We start from the raw sequence: 16,346 nt of genomic DNA, 5'->3' as shown, positions 1-16,346 counted from the left end.
AAAGAACGGTGGGAGTTGTGAAACTCGAATTGAAGGGGATCTCGAAAGCCTTCGGGACCTTCTACGCCAACCAAGACATCGACCTCGTGGTCGAACCGGGCCAGATCCATTGCCTCCTCGGCGAAAATGGCGCCGGAAAATCAACCCTCATGAACGTGCTGTACGGACTCTACGAACCGACGGCCGGGCAAATCCTTGTTGATGACAAGCTCGTTAACTTCCGCGGCCCCGGCGACGCCATGGCCGCCGGTATCGGCATGGTGCACCAGCACTTCATGCTGGTTCCTGTCTTCACAGTGGCCGAAAATGTGGCCCTCGGGGCTGAGCCAACGTCCTTCGGCGGGGTCCTCAGCATTGACGAAACCCGAAAGAAAATCCGGGACATATCGCAGAAGTACGGCTTCCACGTCGACCCCGACGCCCTGGTGGAGGACCTGCCAGTCGGCGTCCAGCAGCGCGTCGAGATCATCAAGGCCCTGGTCCGCGAGGCCAAAGTGCTCATCCTGGATGAACCCACGGCAGTCCTCACGCCCCAGGAAACCGATGAACTCCTGGATATCATGCGCCAGCTCAAGGCAGGCGGCACATCCATCGTGTTCATTTCACACAAGCTGCGCGAAGTGAAGGCAGTCTCTGACGTCATCACGGTAATCCGCCGCGGCAGAGTAGTAGGGGATGCCCCTCCCACCGCACTGGCCTCCGAACTTGCCTCCATGATGGTGGGCCGTCCGGTCAGCCTGACCTTGGACAAGGCAACCGCTCAGCCCAAGGAAACAACGTTCGTAGTGAAGGACCTGACAGTCCGGGCCCCCAATGGCACCAACGTGGTGGACGGCATCAGCTTCGACATCGCCCAAGGCGAGATCCTCGCCGTCGCAGGTGTCCAAGGCAACGGCCAGACCGAGCTGACGGAAGCCATCCTCGGTATCCAGCCGCACGTCACGGGATCCGTGACGCTGGATGGCAAGCAGCTCCTGGGCCTGCCGGTCAAGGACGTGCTGCGCTCCGGCGTCGGCTTTGTCCCGGAAGACCGCACAGTGGACGGCCTGGTGGGTCCCTTCTCTGTTGCCGAGAACCTGGTGCTGGACCTTTACGACCAAGCACCGTTTGCCAGCGGCATCAGCATGAAGCCCTCCAAGGTTGCAGAAAATGCCGAAGCCAAGATCCAGGAGTTCGATATCAGGACGCCCTCCGCGGGAGCTGCGGCCGGAACCCTCTCCGGCGGCAACCAGCAAAAAGTGGTCATGGCGCGTGAGCTCTCCAGGCCCTTGCGGCTGTTCATCGCAAGCCAGCCCACGCGTGGCGTGGACGTCGGCTCCATCGAATTCCTGCACAAACGCATCGTTGCCGAACGGGACGTGGGAACGCCGGTGATGATCATCTCCACGGAACTCGATGAAGTGATCGAACTCGCGGACAGGATCGCCGTGCTTTACAAGGGGAAGCTCGTGGGTATTGTCCCTGCGGGGACTCCCCGAGACACCCTTGGCCTGATGATGGCCGGCGTCGGCCCGGAAGGAGGCTCCCATGACGAGTAAGGACCAGACCCCCAGCAAGGACCAGACCCCCAGTAACGACCAGACCCCCAGTAAGGACCAGACTCCCGAAGAATCCGCCGCGGAAGTGCGCGCGGCGGACGTCGCACTGGACACGGCCGGCGGCACGCTGGAGCCGTCAATCGTTCCTGTGTCCTCGCAGAGCGGGGACACCGGCCACCACGAAGGCAGCACGATGCGCAGGATCGTCATGGGCAACGGCTTCGTGTCCGTCCTGGCGGTCATCGTGGCACTGTTCCTGGGCGGTTTGCTGATTGCAAGTACGGACAAGACGGTTGCCGAGACCGCGGGCTATTTCTTCGCACGGCCTACCGATTTCCTGCTGGCGCTCTGGAATGCCATGACCAAGAGCTACGTCGCATTGTTCCAGGGCTCGGTATTCAACCCCCGCCAAGGACTCATGCCGCTGCTTGAAACGATGACGGTGGCCACGCCCCTGATTTGCGCTGGCCTGGGCGTTGCCCTGGCCTTCCGCGCCGGTCTGTTCAACATCGGTGCCCAGGGGCAGATCATCATCAGCGCCACGTTGGCTGCCTACGTGGGCTTCACCTGGCATTTGCCGTTCGGGCTCCACCTGCTGCTCGTCATCATCATGGGCGTGCTCGGCGGCGCCGCATGGGGTGCGATCGTTGGGGTCCTCAAAGCCAGGACGGGTGCGCACGAGGTCATCGTGACCATCATGCTCAACTACGTCGCGCTGTTCCTCCTGGACTTCCTGTTGAACACCGCTGCCTTCCGGCGCCCGGGGGATAACAGCCCCATCTCGCCGCGGCTGGACGAGACTGCTGCCTACCCGGTGATCATTCCGGGTTCCCGGCTCCACCTGGGCTTCCTGGTGGCGGTGTTACTGACTTACGGCGTGTGGTGGATGTTGAACCGGTCCACCATTGGCTTTGAGTTCCGGGCTGTCGGAGCCAACCCTGTGGCCGCACGAACAGCAGGGGTCAAGGTACCCCGGGCCACCATCCTGGTGATGGCCTTTGCCGGCGCGCTCGCAGCCTTTGGCGGAGTTGCCCAGGTAGCGGGTACGGAAAAGGTGCTGACCGGCGGCATTGCAGCGCAGATCGGCTTCGATGCCATCACGGTTGCGCTGCTTGGCCGAAGCACTCCGTGGGGCACGTTCTTCGCGGGCCTCCTGTTTGGTGCATTCCGGGCTGGTGCAGTCCAGATGCAGATCCAAACGGGCACGCCGATCGACATCGTGTTGGTGGTCCAATCACTGATCGTCCTGTTCATCGCAGCACCGCCACTGATCAGGTCGATCTTCCGGCTTGAGCCCAAGAAGAAGAACAAGACACCGAAGGCCGCCCGGAAAGCTGCCCTTGCCAACGCCGCTGGAGGTGCCAAGTGAGCGCAACATCCACCGCCCCCATGGCGGGAGCAACAGCACTGCCTGGACTTCGCCCATCGTTGAAGGTCCCTGTTTCGCTTGGCGTCCTGGCACTCATAGCGCTGATCTTCTTCGGCCTCATGGGTCCGGATCAGACTGCGGAGATGAAGATCAGTGATCCAGGCGACGCTTTCGCGGTACCGGCGCTGATGATTCCCGGGCAAGTAGGTGGCATTGTCCTGGCCATCCTGCTCCTGGCCATGGCGGGTTACTCCATCTTCCTGTGGACACGGGGGGAGCGCTCGCCGAAGTGGTTGCCCATCGCCTTCGCCGTGGTGTTCGTCTTCGCCCTGCTGGTGTGGATTGTTGCCGGTGCACGCCAGCCGTCCATCTCCCTCGCCGGCCTGGTTGCGGGTTCTGTGACGTTGGCAGTTCCCCTGGTGTTTGGTTCCCTCTCCGGCGTCTTGTGTGAGCGCGTGGGCGTGGTGAACATCGCCATCGAAGGCCAGCTGCTCGGAGGTGCCTTCACCGCCGCTTTGGTTGCCACGGTGACTGGCAGCCCCTATGTCGGCCTGATCGCTGCCGCAGCAGCTGGTGCCGTAGTGTCCATGGTTTTGGCGGTCTTCAGCATCAAATACCTCGTCAACCAGATCATTGTGGGCGTTGTCTTGAATGTGCTGGTCTCCGGCCTCACGGGCTTCCTGTTCGGCACCGTCATGGTTCCGAACAAGGAGCAGTTCAACACCCCTGGCCGCCTGGATATCCTGCCGATTCCATTCCTTTCGGATATTCCCATCATTGGGCCGATCCTGTTTGAGCAATCCATCGCGGGCTACCTCATGTACGTGGCTGTAGCCGTCGTCTGGTTCGGCCTGTTCAAGACCCGTTGGGGCTTGCGCGTCCGCGCTGTCGGCGAGCACCCGCAGGCTGCGGACACCCTTGGCATCAACGTCAACGCCACCCGTTTCTGGAACGTGACGCTTGGTGGTGCCATCGCCGGCATCGGTGGTGCCGTGTTCACCCTGGTGACCATCGACTCCTTCACCAAGGAAATCTCCGGCGGCCGTGGCTTCATCGCCTTGGCGGCCCTGATCTTTGGACGGTGGAATCCGATCGGTGCCTTCCTCGCCTCGCTGCTGTTCGGCTTTGCGTACAACCTGCAATCGATTCTGGGCATCATTGGTACCCCTGTGCCAAGCCAGTTCATGGCCATGCTGCCGTACCTGGTGACCATCTTCGCCGTCGCCGGTTTGGTGGGTAGGTCGAGGCCACCTGCCGCCAGCGGCATACCGTACGTGAAGGGTTGACGATGACGACTCTTCACGAAAGGCGCGTCGATTGGCATGCACTGGAAGAAGCTGCAGTACAGGCCATGGAACGGGCCTATGCCCCGTACTCCAAGTTCCCGGTGGGGGCTGCGGCCCTCACCGAGGACGGCAGGATCGTTAGCGGCTGCAACGTGGAGAACGCCAGCTATGGTCTGACCCTCTGCGCTGAATGCGCCTTGGTGGGACAACTACACATGACCGGCGGGGGCAAGATCGCGGCTTTCTACTGCGTCGATGGCCAAGGGAACGTCCTCATGCCATGCGGGCGCTGCCGTCAGCTGCTCTTCGAGTTCCGGGCGCCCGGCATGCAGCTCATGACAACGCAGGGAATCAAATCCATGGACCAAGTGTTGCCTGACGCCTTTGGTCCCGAAAACCTGGAGGAAACCACGTGAGAAGCACTGAAGCCTTCGACGCCGTTCAGATCATCTCCATCAAACGCGACAAAGGCACGCTGACACCGGAACAGATCGACTGGACGATCGACGCCTATACACGCGGTGTTATCGCCGAGGAGCAGATGGCGGCATTGAACATGGCGATCCTGCTCAACGGCATGAACCGTGAGGAAATCTCGCGCTGGACTTCGGCGATGATCGCATCCGGGGAGCGGATGGACTTTTCCTCGCTGACAACGCCCGACGGCGGCCGGAAGCCTACGAGCGACAAACACTCCACCGGTGGGGTGGGGGATAAGATCACGCTCCCGTTGGCCCCGCTGGTGGCGGTTTTTGGCGTGGCCGTTCCGCAGCTGTCCGGCCGCGGACTCGGCCACACTGGTGGCACCTTGGACAAGCTCGAAGCCATTCCCGGATGGCGCGCGAACTTGAGCAATGAGGAGATCATGGCGCAGCTCCAGGACGTCGGAGCGGTCATTTGTGCTGCCGGATCCGGTCTGGCGCCGGCTGACAAGAAGCTCTACGCCCTGCGCGATGTCACGGGAACCGTCGAAGCGATCCCGCTGATTGCATCCTCGATCATGAGTAAGAAGATCGCAGAAGGCACCGGCTCTTTGGTACTGGACGTGAAGGTGGGTTCCGGTGCCTTCATGAAGGACGAGGCACGGGCGCGGGAGCTGGCGGAGACCATGGTGGCCTTGGGGAAGGACGCGGGCGTTCACACCGTGGCTTTGATGACCGATATGTCCACGCCGCTGGGCCTGACAGCAGGCAACGCCATCGAGGTGGAGGAATCCGTGGAGGTCCTTGCGGGCGGCGGTCCGGAAGACGTCGTCGAACTGACCGTCCGATTGGCCGAGGAGATGCTGGCCGGTGCCGGCATTCACGACGCCGATCCCGCGGCTGCCCTCAAGGATGGGCGCGCCATGGATGTCTGGAACCGGATGATCGAAGCACAGGGCGGCGATCCGCGCGCGGCGTTGCCGGTGGCCAACGAATCCGAGGTGGTCTACGCGCCGGCTGACGGCGTGCTGGTGGAGCTGGATGCCCTGTCCGTGGGCGTCGCGGCGTGGCGCCTAGGAGCTGGCCGCGCCCGCAAGGAGGACAAAGTCCAGGCTGGAGCCGGTGTGCGCCTTCATGCCAAACCGGGGGCGCTGGTCAGGGCCGGCGAACCGCTGATGACGCTCCTGTCCGATACTCCTGAGAAGTTTGAGCGGGCCAAGGAAGCGCTTCAGGACGCCGTGGTGATTGCACCGGAGGGCTCACGACCAGCCCATCAGCTGATCATCGATAGGATCGCCTAGGCTTAGATCCTGTGCAGGCCATCAACGATTTCATCCTTGCCGCGGCCCAGCAGCCGTGGGTGTTGTTCCTGGTTTTGGCCTGCTGTCTGATCGATGGCTTCTTCCCACCCATTCCCAGCGAGTCCGTGGTGGTGGGCTTGGGTGCTGTCTCCGGCAGCGGAGGCTCACCCAACGTGTGGCTGCTCGCGGTCGTGGCAGCCCTTGGCGCTTTCTCCGGCGACAATATTGCCTACCTGATAGGGCACCGGATCGGAATCCAGCGTTGGCGCTGGATGCGAACCCAGCGCATGCAAGGAGCCTTCCGCTGGGCTGGGAAGGAACTTCGACGGAGGTCAGCCTCACTCATCATGGTGGCGCGCTTCATTCCCATCGGTCGGGTGGCGGTGAACCTGACGGCCGGGGCCACGCACTTTAACCACCGCCGCTTTATTGGGCTGACCGCAATGTCGGCCATCCTGTGGGCCAGCTATTCGGTGGTCCTGGGATACTTCTTTGGGGTCTGGTTCGAGCACAACCATCTATTGGGCGCAGTGATTGCGATTGTGGTGGCGGTGATCCTGGGAATCATCATTGACCGCATCATCAGCAAGGTCCGCGGATCGGTCCCGCTGGACCGCAAGAACATCGCTGAAGGCACAAATACGGCTGAGGAAGAGACGCCGCCTCCACCCACGGTATGACGTGAACGACGCCGGGAGATCAGTCCGGCGGTTGACGACGGAACGCGTACTCCACGCGTACCGTTAAGTGTGTGATCCCGAGGCTGGGGCGTAGCGAACGACGTCCCGGCCATGGGACACTAAGAGCGACTTCCGTCACAGTGTCAAGTCATATTCGCCTAGGAGCTACCGCCGCGTGGAGTTTTTGAACCAAATGCTCGAGCATGCAGCTGGGCAGCCTTGGATTTACCCGGTCCTTCTGGTCTTTTTCTTCATTGACGGATTCGCCACCATCCTTCCCAGCGAAACAGCCATCGTTGGCCTCTCGGCACTGTCCCTCCACAACGGTGAACCCAACCTGTGGATCCTCGGTGGCACGGCACTGGTGGGCGCTATGGCCGGCGACAACATGGCCTACATGCTGGGCCGCAAGATTGGCTTGAACCGCTGGAAATGGATGCGGCGCCCCAAGGTCCAGAAGATGTTTGCCTGGGCCCAGTATGAGCTGGACAAACGTGGGGCAGTCCTGATCTTCACGGCCCGCTACATTCCCTGGGGACGTGTGGCTGTGAACTACGTTGCCGGACAGACGGGGTTCCGCCACAGGACATTCTTCTTCCTGGATGCCTTTGCCTGCGTCACGTGGGTTTGCTACTCCATCGGCATCGGCATTCTCGCCGGCCAATGGGTGCACAACAACCCGCTGCTTGGCGTGGGCATTGCCGTGGCGTTCGCGGTGATCCTGGGCATTGTTGTGGACCACGTTCTTCGTTGGTGGCACAAGTACCTGGAGAAGAAGGACACGGAGAAGAAGGACCACGCCCGTGAGGCGGCAGCATCTGCGGAGGCACCCAAGGCGGACCCGCAGCGAAACGCTGTCGCCGGCGTCGACCTCTCCAAGCCTGCTGGCTAAGCACCTGCGGTCCCCCTACAGTTAGTACGTGACTGAGCCCATTGTTGATGCCGCCCCTGCCCTCGACTTCGATTTGAAGAGCCTTCCCAAGGTTTCCCTCCACGACCACCTGGACGGAGGACTGCGGCCTGCAACCATCATCGAACTGGCGCAGGCCGTCGGCCACACGCTGCCTTCCACTGATCCGGTTGCCTTGGGCGAATGGTTCCGCGAATCTGCCGACTCCGGTTCGCTGGTGCGGTACCTGGAAACGTTTGACCACACGATTGCCGTGATGCAGACCAAGGAGGGCCTGTTCCGGGTCGCGAAGGAATTCGTGGAAGACCTCGCTGAGGACGGCGTCGTTTACGGTGAAGTACGCTGGGCCCCCGAACAGCACCTGCAAAAGGGCCTGACCCTGGATGAAGTGGTGGAAGCGGTCCAGGATGGCCTCGAAGCCGGCGTGGATGCGGCGGAAGAACGCGGCCAGCAGATTCAGGTGGGGCAACTCATCACTGCGATGCGCCACGCCGACCGCGGCCAGGAAATCGCGGAGCTGGCCGTTCGACACCGCGCCAACGGCGCTGTCGGCTTCGATATTGCAGGCGCCGAAGACGGCTTCCTGCCCTCCCGCTTCAAGGACGCCTTCACCTACCTTGCCGAGAACAACTTCCCGGCCACGGTCCACGCCGGTGAGGCCGCAGGCCTGGACAGCATCCAGTCGGCCCTCGTGGACGGACGCGCCCTCCGGCTTGGGCACGGCGTGCGTATTGCCGAGGACATCACGGTGGAGTTTGAGGACAACTCCGACGACGACGGCGAGGACACCATCGGCATGGTGACACTCGGCGGCGTGGCCGCCTGGGTACGCGACCGCGGAATTCCCCTGGAAATCTGCCCGTCATCGAACCTCCAGACCGGTGCCATCTCCAGCTTCGGCGAAGGCATCGAGAGCCACCCGTTGGACATGCTTTTCCAGCTCGGCTTCAACGTGACCATCAATACGGACAACAGGCTCATGAGCGGTGTCACGCTGACGGACGAGTTCGAGCTCCTGGTGGAAACCTTCGACTACGACCTCGATGATTTGCTCGAACTGACGCTCAACGCCGCAGAGGCCGCCTTCCTGCCGCTGGACGAGCGTGAAGCGTTGGTCGAGTACATCAACGATGCCTACGCCAACCTCGGCTAACGAGTCCGGGGCCGGGATTGCGGAGCTGATCCGGACGATCGCGTCGCTGCGTGATCACTGCCCCTGGATGGGGGCGCTCACGCATGAATCCTTGGTGGAGTACTTGATCGAGGAAGCGTACGAGGTTGTGGACTCGATTGAGGCCGGGGATTCGCCGACCAGGGACGAGGAGCTCCGCGGCGAGCTGGGCGATGTGCTGCTTCAAGTGGTGCTTCACGCCCGGCTTGCCCAGGAGCGCGGCAGCTTCGACTTTGATGCCGTAGCCCGCGGCATCAACGCGAAGATGGTCCGCCGCAATCCACACGTCTTCAAGCCGGACGGTTCGCTGCAGGCCACGTTCCCGGCGACGGTCGAGGAAATCGTCCTGAAGTGGGATGCCGTGAAGCGTTCCGAGAAGCCCGGCCGTGCCGATCCGTTCGAGGGAATTCCACCGCACCTACCCGCCTTGGCAGGGGCGCAAAAGTCCCTGGACCGTGCTGCCCGTGCGGGTCTGTCGATTGACGCGCAAAGCCAGGCAACCGCCGTCGGGCTTCCTGCGGTTCCAGACACCGAAGAGGCGCTGGGTGAACTGTTGCTCGCCGTCGTTGCCGGTGCCCGGGAGCAAGGGCTCGACGCCGAGCGTGCCCTGCGCGCAGCAGTTCGATCGTTTCAGAACGGGAAGGCCCAGCCTTCATGACGCGAGGAGTTTGAACCCGTTCCGTAACCTAAGCCACTCTCGACTACGCTAGTAGCGACGAGGACGTTGAGAATTTCCCTCCACATTCCTGTAATTTGCCCATAAGGAGCACATCCATGGCGCTTATCGATGCCATCCACGCCCGCGAAATCCTTGATTCCCGCGGAAACCCGACCGTAGAAGTTGAGGTCCTGCTTTCCGACGGCCAGATCGGCCGCGCAGCAGTTCCCTCCGGCGCCTCCACCGGCGAGCACGAAGCTGTTGAACTCCGCGACGGCGACAAAGGCCGTTACCTCGGCAAGGGTGTCCAGAAGGCCGTTGACGCCGTCATCGACGAGATCTCGCCGGCACTCATTGGTTTCGACGCAACGGACCAGCGCAGCATCGACCAGGCCATGATCGACCTCGATGGCACCCCGAACAAGAGCAAGCTCGGCGCCAACGCCATCCTGGGTGTTTCCCTGGCCGTTGCCAACGCAGCCGCTGCTTCCTCGGACCTGCCGCTGTACAAGTACCTCGGTGGCCCGAACGCACACGTCCTCCCGGTTCCGCTGATGAACATCCTCAACGGTGGCTCGCACGCGGACTCCGATGTTGACATCCAGGAATTCATGATCGCCCCGATCGGTGCCGAGACCTTCTCCGAAGGCCTGCGCTGGGGTGTTGAGGTGTACCACAACCTCAAGGCTGTCCTCCAGGAAAAGGGCCTCTCCACGGGCCTCGGTGACGAGGGTGGCTTCGCCCCCAACCTGCCGTCCAACCGCGCTGCGCTGGACCTGATCCAGGAAGCCATCAAGAACGCCGGCTACACCCCGGGTACGGACATCGCCCTTGCCCTGGACGTTGCATCTTCCGAGTTCTACAAGGACGGTGCTTACCAGTTCGAAGGCAAGGCACTGACCGCCTCGGAAATGAGCGCCTACTACGCCGAGCTCGTTGCCGACTACCCGCTGGTCTCCATTGAAGACCCGCTGGACGAGAACGACTGGGAAGGCTGGAAGACCCTCACCGACACCATCGGTGACAAAGTCCAGCTGGTTGGCGATGACCTCTTCGTCACCAACCCGGTCCGCCTGCAGCAGGGAATCAGCGCCGCCACGGCCAACTCCCTGCTGGTCAAGGTCAACCAGATCGGTTCCCTGACCGAGACCCTGGACGCCGTTTCCCTGGCCCAGCGTTCCGGTTACACCACCATCACCTCGCACCGCTCCGGCGAAACCGAGGACACCACTATTGCTGACATCGCCGTTGCCACCAACGCGGGCCAGATCAAGACCGGTGCCCCGGCCCGCTCCGAGCGCGTCGCCAAGTACAACCAGCTCCTGCGCATCGAAGAAGAACTCGACGACGCCGCACGCTACGCCGGCCGCAGCGCGTTCCCGCGTTTCAAGGGCTAGCATTCCGCGAAAACAGCTGACCGGTGGCTATGGTGGAAAGACCATAGCCACCGGTTCTGTTTAACGCTTGCCTGCGGAGCCGCGGGCACAGCAGGACCTACGCAAGTTCCGCACATGTACGTTACGCGCAGGGCAAGCGCAGCAACCCGCCAGGCAAGCACCGGGCATTACAGGAGTGTCATGGCCACCCGTCGTCCAAAGGTTCCCAGGGCCGACTCCCTCGGAACGCCGAACAGCGCAGGAAGGCCAACCAGCGCCGGAAGGTCAACCAGCGCAGGCACGGCCAACGATCCGGTTGGGCCCAACCCGGTGGGCAAGCCAAACAGCGCAGACCCTGCCGGTGGAGACGTCATCGAGGCTGAGTTCGGCGCCTCCCGCGGCTCTGCGGAATCCTCGACGCCGAAAGCGGCCACCAGGAAGCCCTCGGCTCCCAAAACCCCGGGCAGCACGAGGTCCTCCGGCGGTACCAAGACTCCAGGCAATACCAAGCTCCCAGCCACCAAGGCTCCAGGCAGCGGCAAGACCCCGGCCACCAAGAACAGCCCTGCAACCAAGACGAGCCCCGCAACCAAGTACAGCCCCGCCGCGTCCACGAAAGCTTCAGGCAAAGCCTCCGGCAACGGCACCCGTGATGCCCAGGATCTCGATCCTGTACCTGCCAAGGCGTTCTCGGGCAGGATGCTGGCGTTGGCTGTGGTCATGATTGCCATCACCATCATGCTCGCGCCCACGGTCCGGATTTTTCTGGAGAAGCGCGCCGAAATCTCCGCCCTGGAGGCCGAGATCGCGAGCAAGCAGGCAGAGCAGGCGGAGCTGAATAAGCAGCTTTCCCGGTGGCAGGATCCCAACTACGTGAAACAGCAGGCCCGCGACCGCATTAACATGGTTATGCCGGGTGAAACGGGTTACTGGGTATTTGGCGGGGAAGAAGCCGCCGGTACCCCTGGGGGCCGCACCGGCTCCGGCTCATCCGCAAACCCGGCAAACCTGCCCTGGGTGGATGCGCTCTGGGAGTCAATCAGACGATCGGCAACAGACTAGACGCGGTGCCCGCCGCCGTCGTGTCCTTCCAGGACATGGCCAAAGGGCAGGAAGGTTGGCAGCGCAAGTGGAAGAGAACACGGCAGCCGTGCCGCAGGAATCCCGCCAGCCATCAGCACACGACCTCGATGTCCTCAGCCGCCAGCTGGGCAGGCCGGTGCGGGACGTGGTGGAGATTCCCGCGCGCTGTGTATGTGGGAACCCGCTCGTGGCGGCCACGGCACCCCGGCTCAGCAACGGGACTCCATTTCCCACCACGTTCTACCTGACCCACCCGGTCATCACCTCCGCAGTGTCGCGGCTGGAAGCGGGCGGAATGATGAACGAGATGAATGATCGGCTTACCGCCGATCAGGAACTTGCGGACGTGTATCTTGGCGCCCACGAGGCCTACCTGCAGGCACGCAATGACATCGCTGGACGTTCCGGGACGGGGGCCGTGCCGGAAATCGATGGGATCTCCGCCGGTGGCATGCCCACCCGCGTCAAGTGCTTGCACGTCCTGGTTGGCCACTCCTTGGCGGCCGGTCCCGGGGTCAACCCCTTGGGTGACGAAGCTTTGGACGCTATCGCAGAGTGGTGGACCAAGGACCGTTGCTACTGCGATGGCGCCTGGGACACTGCAGGCGAGGCTCCCTCGAGGGATCTTAGCCGTCACGGTCCTCAAGGATTGCCTGACATCGTAGGGCGCCCGGCGCCGGTCCGTAAACCCAAAGCCGGGTCCGGCAGCGAATTGGTGGAGGACGCATGAGCCGCGTCGCCGCCATTGACTGCGGAACCAACTCCATCCGCCTCCTCATTGCCGACGCTTCGGCGAACGGGGCGCCCGGGCCGCTGACCGACGTCGTGCGTGAAATGCGCGTGGTCCGGCTGGGACAGGGCGTAGACGCTACCGGAGAACTTGCTCCGGAGGCCCTGGAACGCACCTTCTCCGCCACCGCGGACTATGCAGCACTTATCCGTGAACACGGTGCCGCGCGCGTGCGCTTTGCCGCCACCTCGGCCACCCGCGACGCCCGGAACCGCCAGGTTTTCGTTGACGGCATCCGGGAGCTTCTGGGTGTGGAGCCCGAAGTTATCTCAGGTGATGAGGAAGCTGCGCTGTCCTTCGCAGGTGCCAGCAGCGTTTTGCCGGTCACAGGGGACGACGCGGTGCTGGTGGTTGACCTGGGTGGCGGCAGCACCGAATTCGTGCTCGGCGACGCCAATGGCGTGATTGCTGCGCGTTCGGTGGACATCGGCTGTGTGCGGTTGACCGAGCGGCACCTTCGCAGCGACCCACCTACGGCGGCGCAGATTGCAGCAGCAGAGTCCGACGTCGACGCCGCACTTGACCTTGCTGCGCAGACAGTTCCGCTTGACCGTGCCACAGCCGTGGTTGGCGTCGCGGGTTCCATCACCACCATCACTGCGCACGCCCTTGGCCTGAGCGAGTACCAGCCGGACCGGATCCACGGCGCCTATCTCGATATTGAAACCATTAGCGACGCGTGCACCAGCCTGCTGGAGATGACCCGCGACGAACGGGCCGTTCTTCCCTACATGCATCCAGGCCGCGTGGACGTCATTGGAGCTGGGGCCCTGGTGTGGCGGCGAATCCTTGAAAGGCTTGCCGCCGTGGGCAACGGTTCCATCAGCGGTGCAATTTCCAGCGAGCACGACATCCTGGATGGGATTGCCCTGAGTATCCGGGACTCCGTATGACCCTGCGATGCCACCGCCTGTTTTCTGCTGCCCTGGCCACGATGCTGGCCGGGGGAGCGCTGGCCGGTGCGCTGTTGACTGCGCCGGCAGCGGTGGCGGACGCCTGGCGGGACAAGGAGTACTGGCTCAAGGAATCGGGAATCACGAATGCCTGGCAGGTTTCAAAGGGAGCAGGCGTCAAGGTCGCTATCATCGATAGCGGAATTGACGGGAACCACCCTGACCTGAAGGGCGTCGTGGTGGGCGGAACGGACGTTTCCGGAGCCGGAGCGCCCAACGGACAGAAAAGCATAGGGGCAAAGACGGAGCACGGAACCCTTGTGGCCACCATGCTGGCCGGGCGCGGACACACCACGCCCACAGCTTCCCCGCCGCCCTCAGCCTCGCCCACCGTCCCTCCTGCCGGAGGACCGGACGGGATCATCGGCGTCGCGCCTGAGGCGGAGATCCTGGCAGTATCCACTTGGCTGGGGTCACCGAACCCGGGAGGCAAGACGGACCAGGAGCAGATTCCAGACGCCGTGCGCTGGGCCGTGGACAATGGCGCGAAGGTCATCAATATTTCCCTGGGCAGCACCTCACCGGTTTGGCCTCAAAGTTGGGATGCGGCCTTCCTGTATGCCGAGCAAAAGGATGTGGTGATCGTCGCCGCCGCGGGCAACCGGGTTGGTGGCAACGTGCAGGTTGGAGCTCCTGCCACCATTCCCGGTGTGCTCACCGTGGCAGGGCTCGACGGCGATGGCCGGGCCAGCGTCGACTCCTCCTCCCAGGGGATCAGCATTGGCGTTGCAGCACCGGCAGAAGACCTCCTTGGCGGCCTTCCCGGCGGCGGATACGCGCAATGGGCTGGAACTTCCGGGTCCGCGCCCATCGTTTCCGGCGTGGCCGCACTCATCCGGTCCAAGTGGCCTGACATGAGTGCGAAGCAGGTCATCAACAGGATTGTGAGCACGGCCAAGGACGCCGGCGCCCCTGGCAAGGACCCCCTTTACGGCTACGGTGTGCTCAACGCAGAGGCAGCGCTGAAGGATGAGGTAGAGACCACAAGCACCAACCCGCTCGGATCGATCGCGGACTGGATCCGCGTCCACCGGCGAGGCGACTTCAGCACCCCCTCCGAGGCTCCTGTGGCCAGTCCTACGAGCGCGGCACCCACCCTGGCAGATCCGACCGTTCCCGTCGCCGCCACTCCTGCACATGTTGATGACGCCCTTCCGGCCGCCGTCGTGCTCGGATTCGGCGGCATTTTTGCAGTGATCGTTGTGGGCGCTTTCATTCAGCTGCGCAGGGTCGCCAAGAACCCTTCCACTTCTGGGGAAGAGGCGGAAGCGGGAACGCTGGAGGCGGTGGATCCACCCACCCGGAAGTAGCTAGTGAAGATTTTCACAAAGTGCTGTACTCTGGTTTCATGGCAACCACCCCAGAGCTCATTGACCGTCCCCGGGTTCTCGTCGTCGGCGGCGGCTACGTCGGCCTGTACGTAGCCCTTAAATTGCAGAAGAAGATCGCGAACGCAGGTGGCATCGTCACCGTCGTAGATCCACTGCCCTACATGACTTACCAGCCGTTCCTCCCCGAGGTCGCTGGTGGCAACATCGAGGCACGCCACGCCGTCGTCTCCCACCGTCAGCACCTCAAGCAGACCGAGCTCATCCAGGGCCGCGTCACCAGCATCGACCACGCCAACCGCACCGCGGTTGTGGCTCCTGCCAATGGTGAAGCTACCTTCGAGATTCCGTACTTCGACGTCGTCATCGCAGCTGGTGCCATCACCCGCACATTCCCGATCAAGGGCCTCGCTGACAAGGGCATCGGCCTGAAGACCATTGAGGAAGCCGTAGCCCTGCGCAACAAGGTCCTGGAGCGCATCGAAGCCGCCTCCACCATGACGGACCCCGCAGAGCGCGCCAAGGCCCTCACTTTCGTGGTTGTCGGTGGCGGTTTTGCCGGCATCGAATGCCTCACCGAAATGGAAGACCTCGCCCGCGCCGCGGTCAAGAACAACCCGCGTGTCCGCCAGGAAGAAGTCCGCTTCATCCTCGTTGAGGCCATGGGCCGCATCATGCCCGAGGTCACCGCATCCCAGGCCGAGTGGGTCGTAGAGCACCTGCGTAGCCGCGATATCGAGGTCCTCCTCAACACCTCCCTGGACAGCGCTGAAGGCAACCTCAAGCTGATCAACCTCCCGGACAAGACGTCCGCCGGTGAAGTTGAAGCTGACACCCTCGTGTGGGCTGCCGGTGTGCAGGCCAACCCGATGATCCGTTCAACGGACTTCCCGCTGGAACCGCGCGGCCGTGTCCGCGTCCTCCCGGACCTCCGTATTGCCGGCGACGAAGGCATCGTCGAGAACGCCTGGGCAGCCGGCGACATCGCCGCTGTTCCGGACCTCACGGGCAAGGGCTTGCCGGACGGTACTTGCGTCCCCAACGCCCAGCACGCGCTCCGCCAGGCGAAGAAGCTCGCCAAGAACCTCTGGGCTTCCCGCTGGGACAAGCCGCTGCACGACTACAAGCACAAGAACCTTGGTGCTGTGGCCGGCTTCGGCGAGTGGAAGGGTGTTGCCAACATCAACCTGCTGGGCCGCATCGGCCTCAAGGGCGGCCTCGCCTGGCTGGCACACCGTGGCTACCACGGCATGGCCATGCCCACGGTTGAGCGCAAGTTCCGCGTGATCTTCGGCTGGATCCTGGCCTTCTTCGCAGGCCGCGACACCACGCAGCTGATTGACCTGGACAACCCGCGTGGCGCTTTCGTTGCGGCTGCAACCCCGGCCCCCAAGCCGGCTGCTGCACCTGCTCCCGCGCCTGTTGTTGCGGAAAAGCCTGCCGAGGACAAGACTCCGGTATCGGCTGACGCCAAGTAGTAC

15 protein-coding genes are annotated in these 16,346 nt (G+C 63.1%); all 15 read left to right on the top strand.

Annotation, left to right across the window (positions count from 1 at the left end; translation table 11 throughout):
- Positions 1–17: 17 nt before the first annotated feature.
- The 15 genes from ACFX4T_RS09775 (at position 18) to ACFX4T_RS09705 (ending at position 16,343) form a co-directional block, all read left to right on the top strand.
- Entirely contained in the window at positions 18–1,538 is a 1,521-nt protein-coding gene (locus ACFX4T_RS09775; protein WP_216924888.1) for an ABC transporter ATP-binding protein, read from the top strand.
- The gene (locus ACFX4T_RS09770; RefSeq protein WP_377651617.1) at positions 1,528–2,907 is read left to right on the top strand and encodes an ABC transporter permease; all 1,380 of its coding nucleotides are present in this window, start codon (positions 1,528–1,530) and stop codon (positions 2,905–2,907) included. The genes ACFX4T_RS09775 and ACFX4T_RS09770 overlap by 11 nt, the downstream gene beginning before the upstream one ends.
- Positions 2,904–4,193 carry an ABC transporter permease gene (locus ACFX4T_RS09765; protein ID WP_377651615.1) on the top strand — a complete coding sequence of 430 codons (1,290 nt, stop codon included), beginning with the start codon at positions 2,904–2,906 and terminating at the stop codon, positions 4,191–4,193. Before ACFX4T_RS09770 ends, ACFX4T_RS09765 begins: the two co-directional genes overlap by 4 nt.
- Before the next feature lie 2 nt (positions 4,194–4,195).
- Entirely contained in the window at positions 4,196–4,609 is a 414-nt protein-coding gene (locus tag ACFX4T_RS09760) for a cytidine deaminase (RefSeq protein WP_377651614.1), read from the top strand.
- Entirely contained in the window at positions 4,606–5,916 is a 1,311-nt protein-coding gene (locus tag ACFX4T_RS09755) for a thymidine phosphorylase (RefSeq protein ID WP_377651613.1), read from the top strand. Before ACFX4T_RS09760 ends, ACFX4T_RS09755 begins: the two co-directional genes overlap by 4 nt.
- Positions 5,917–5,927: 11 nt before the next feature.
- Entirely contained in the window at positions 5,928–6,596 is a 669-nt protein-coding gene (locus tag ACFX4T_RS09750; protein ID WP_377651612.1) for a DedA family protein, read from the top strand.
- Positions 6,597–6,789: 193 nt separating this feature from the next.
- The gene (locus ACFX4T_RS09745) at positions 6,790–7,488 is read left to right on the top strand and encodes a DedA family protein (RefSeq protein WP_216924978.1); all 699 of its coding nucleotides are present in this window, start codon (positions 6,790–6,792) and stop codon (positions 7,486–7,488) included.
- A gap of 28 nt (positions 7,489–7,516) precedes the next feature.
- The gene (locus ACFX4T_RS09740) at positions 7,517–8,659 is read left to right on the top strand and encodes an adenosine deaminase (protein ID WP_223948353.1); all 1,143 of its coding nucleotides are present in this window, start codon (positions 7,517–7,519) and stop codon (positions 8,657–8,659) included.
- Entirely contained in the window at positions 8,637–9,335 is a 699-nt protein-coding gene (locus ACFX4T_RS09735; RefSeq protein ID WP_377651611.1) for a MazG nucleotide pyrophosphohydrolase domain-containing protein, read from the top strand. The genes ACFX4T_RS09740 and ACFX4T_RS09735 overlap by 23 nt, the downstream gene beginning before the upstream one ends.
- A gap of 116 nt (positions 9,336–9,451) precedes the next feature.
- Entirely contained in the window at positions 9,452–10,732 is a 1,281-nt protein-coding gene (eno, locus tag ACFX4T_RS09730; protein ID WP_216924896.1) for a phosphopyruvate hydratase, read from the top strand.
- A gap of 180 nt (positions 10,733–10,912) precedes the next feature.
- Positions 10,913–11,773 carry a septum formation initiator family protein gene (locus ACFX4T_RS09725; RefSeq protein WP_377651697.1) on the top strand — a complete coding sequence of 287 codons (861 nt, stop codon included), beginning with the start codon at positions 10,913–10,915 and terminating at the stop codon, positions 11,771–11,773.
- 67 nt (positions 11,774–11,840) lie between these two features.
- On the top strand, positions 11,841–12,524 hold the full coding sequence (locus tag ACFX4T_RS09720) for a DUF501 domain-containing protein (RefSeq protein ID WP_377651610.1): 684 nt from the start codon (positions 11,841–11,843) through the stop codon (positions 12,522–12,524).
- Positions 12,521–13,477, top strand: a complete 957-nt coding sequence (locus ACFX4T_RS09715) for an exopolyphosphatase (RefSeq protein WP_377651608.1) — start codon at positions 12,521–12,523, stop codon at positions 13,475–13,477. Before ACFX4T_RS09720 ends, ACFX4T_RS09715 begins: the two co-directional genes overlap by 4 nt.
- Positions 13,474–14,847 carry a S8 family serine peptidase gene (locus ACFX4T_RS09710; protein WP_377651605.1) on the top strand — a complete coding sequence of 458 codons (1,374 nt, stop codon included), beginning with the start codon at positions 13,474–13,476 and terminating at the stop codon, positions 14,845–14,847. The genes ACFX4T_RS09715 and ACFX4T_RS09710 overlap by 4 nt, the downstream gene beginning before the upstream one ends.
- Positions 14,848–14,885: 38 nt before the next feature.
- On the top strand, positions 14,886–16,343 hold the full coding sequence (locus tag ACFX4T_RS09705) for an NAD(P)/FAD-dependent oxidoreductase (RefSeq protein ID WP_216924900.1): 1,458 nt from the start codon (positions 14,886–14,888) through the stop codon (positions 16,341–16,343).
- Positions 16,344–16,346: the final 3 nt, after the last annotated feature.

This window comes from Paenarthrobacter sp. YIM B13468, assembly GCF_042788025.1.
Lineage (GTDB): Bacteria > Actinomycetota > Actinomycetes > Actinomycetales > Micrococcaceae > Arthrobacter > Arthrobacter aromaticivorans.
Note: the sequence above shows the minus strand (reverse complement) of the source record. Positions and strands in the feature narration are given on the sequence as shown.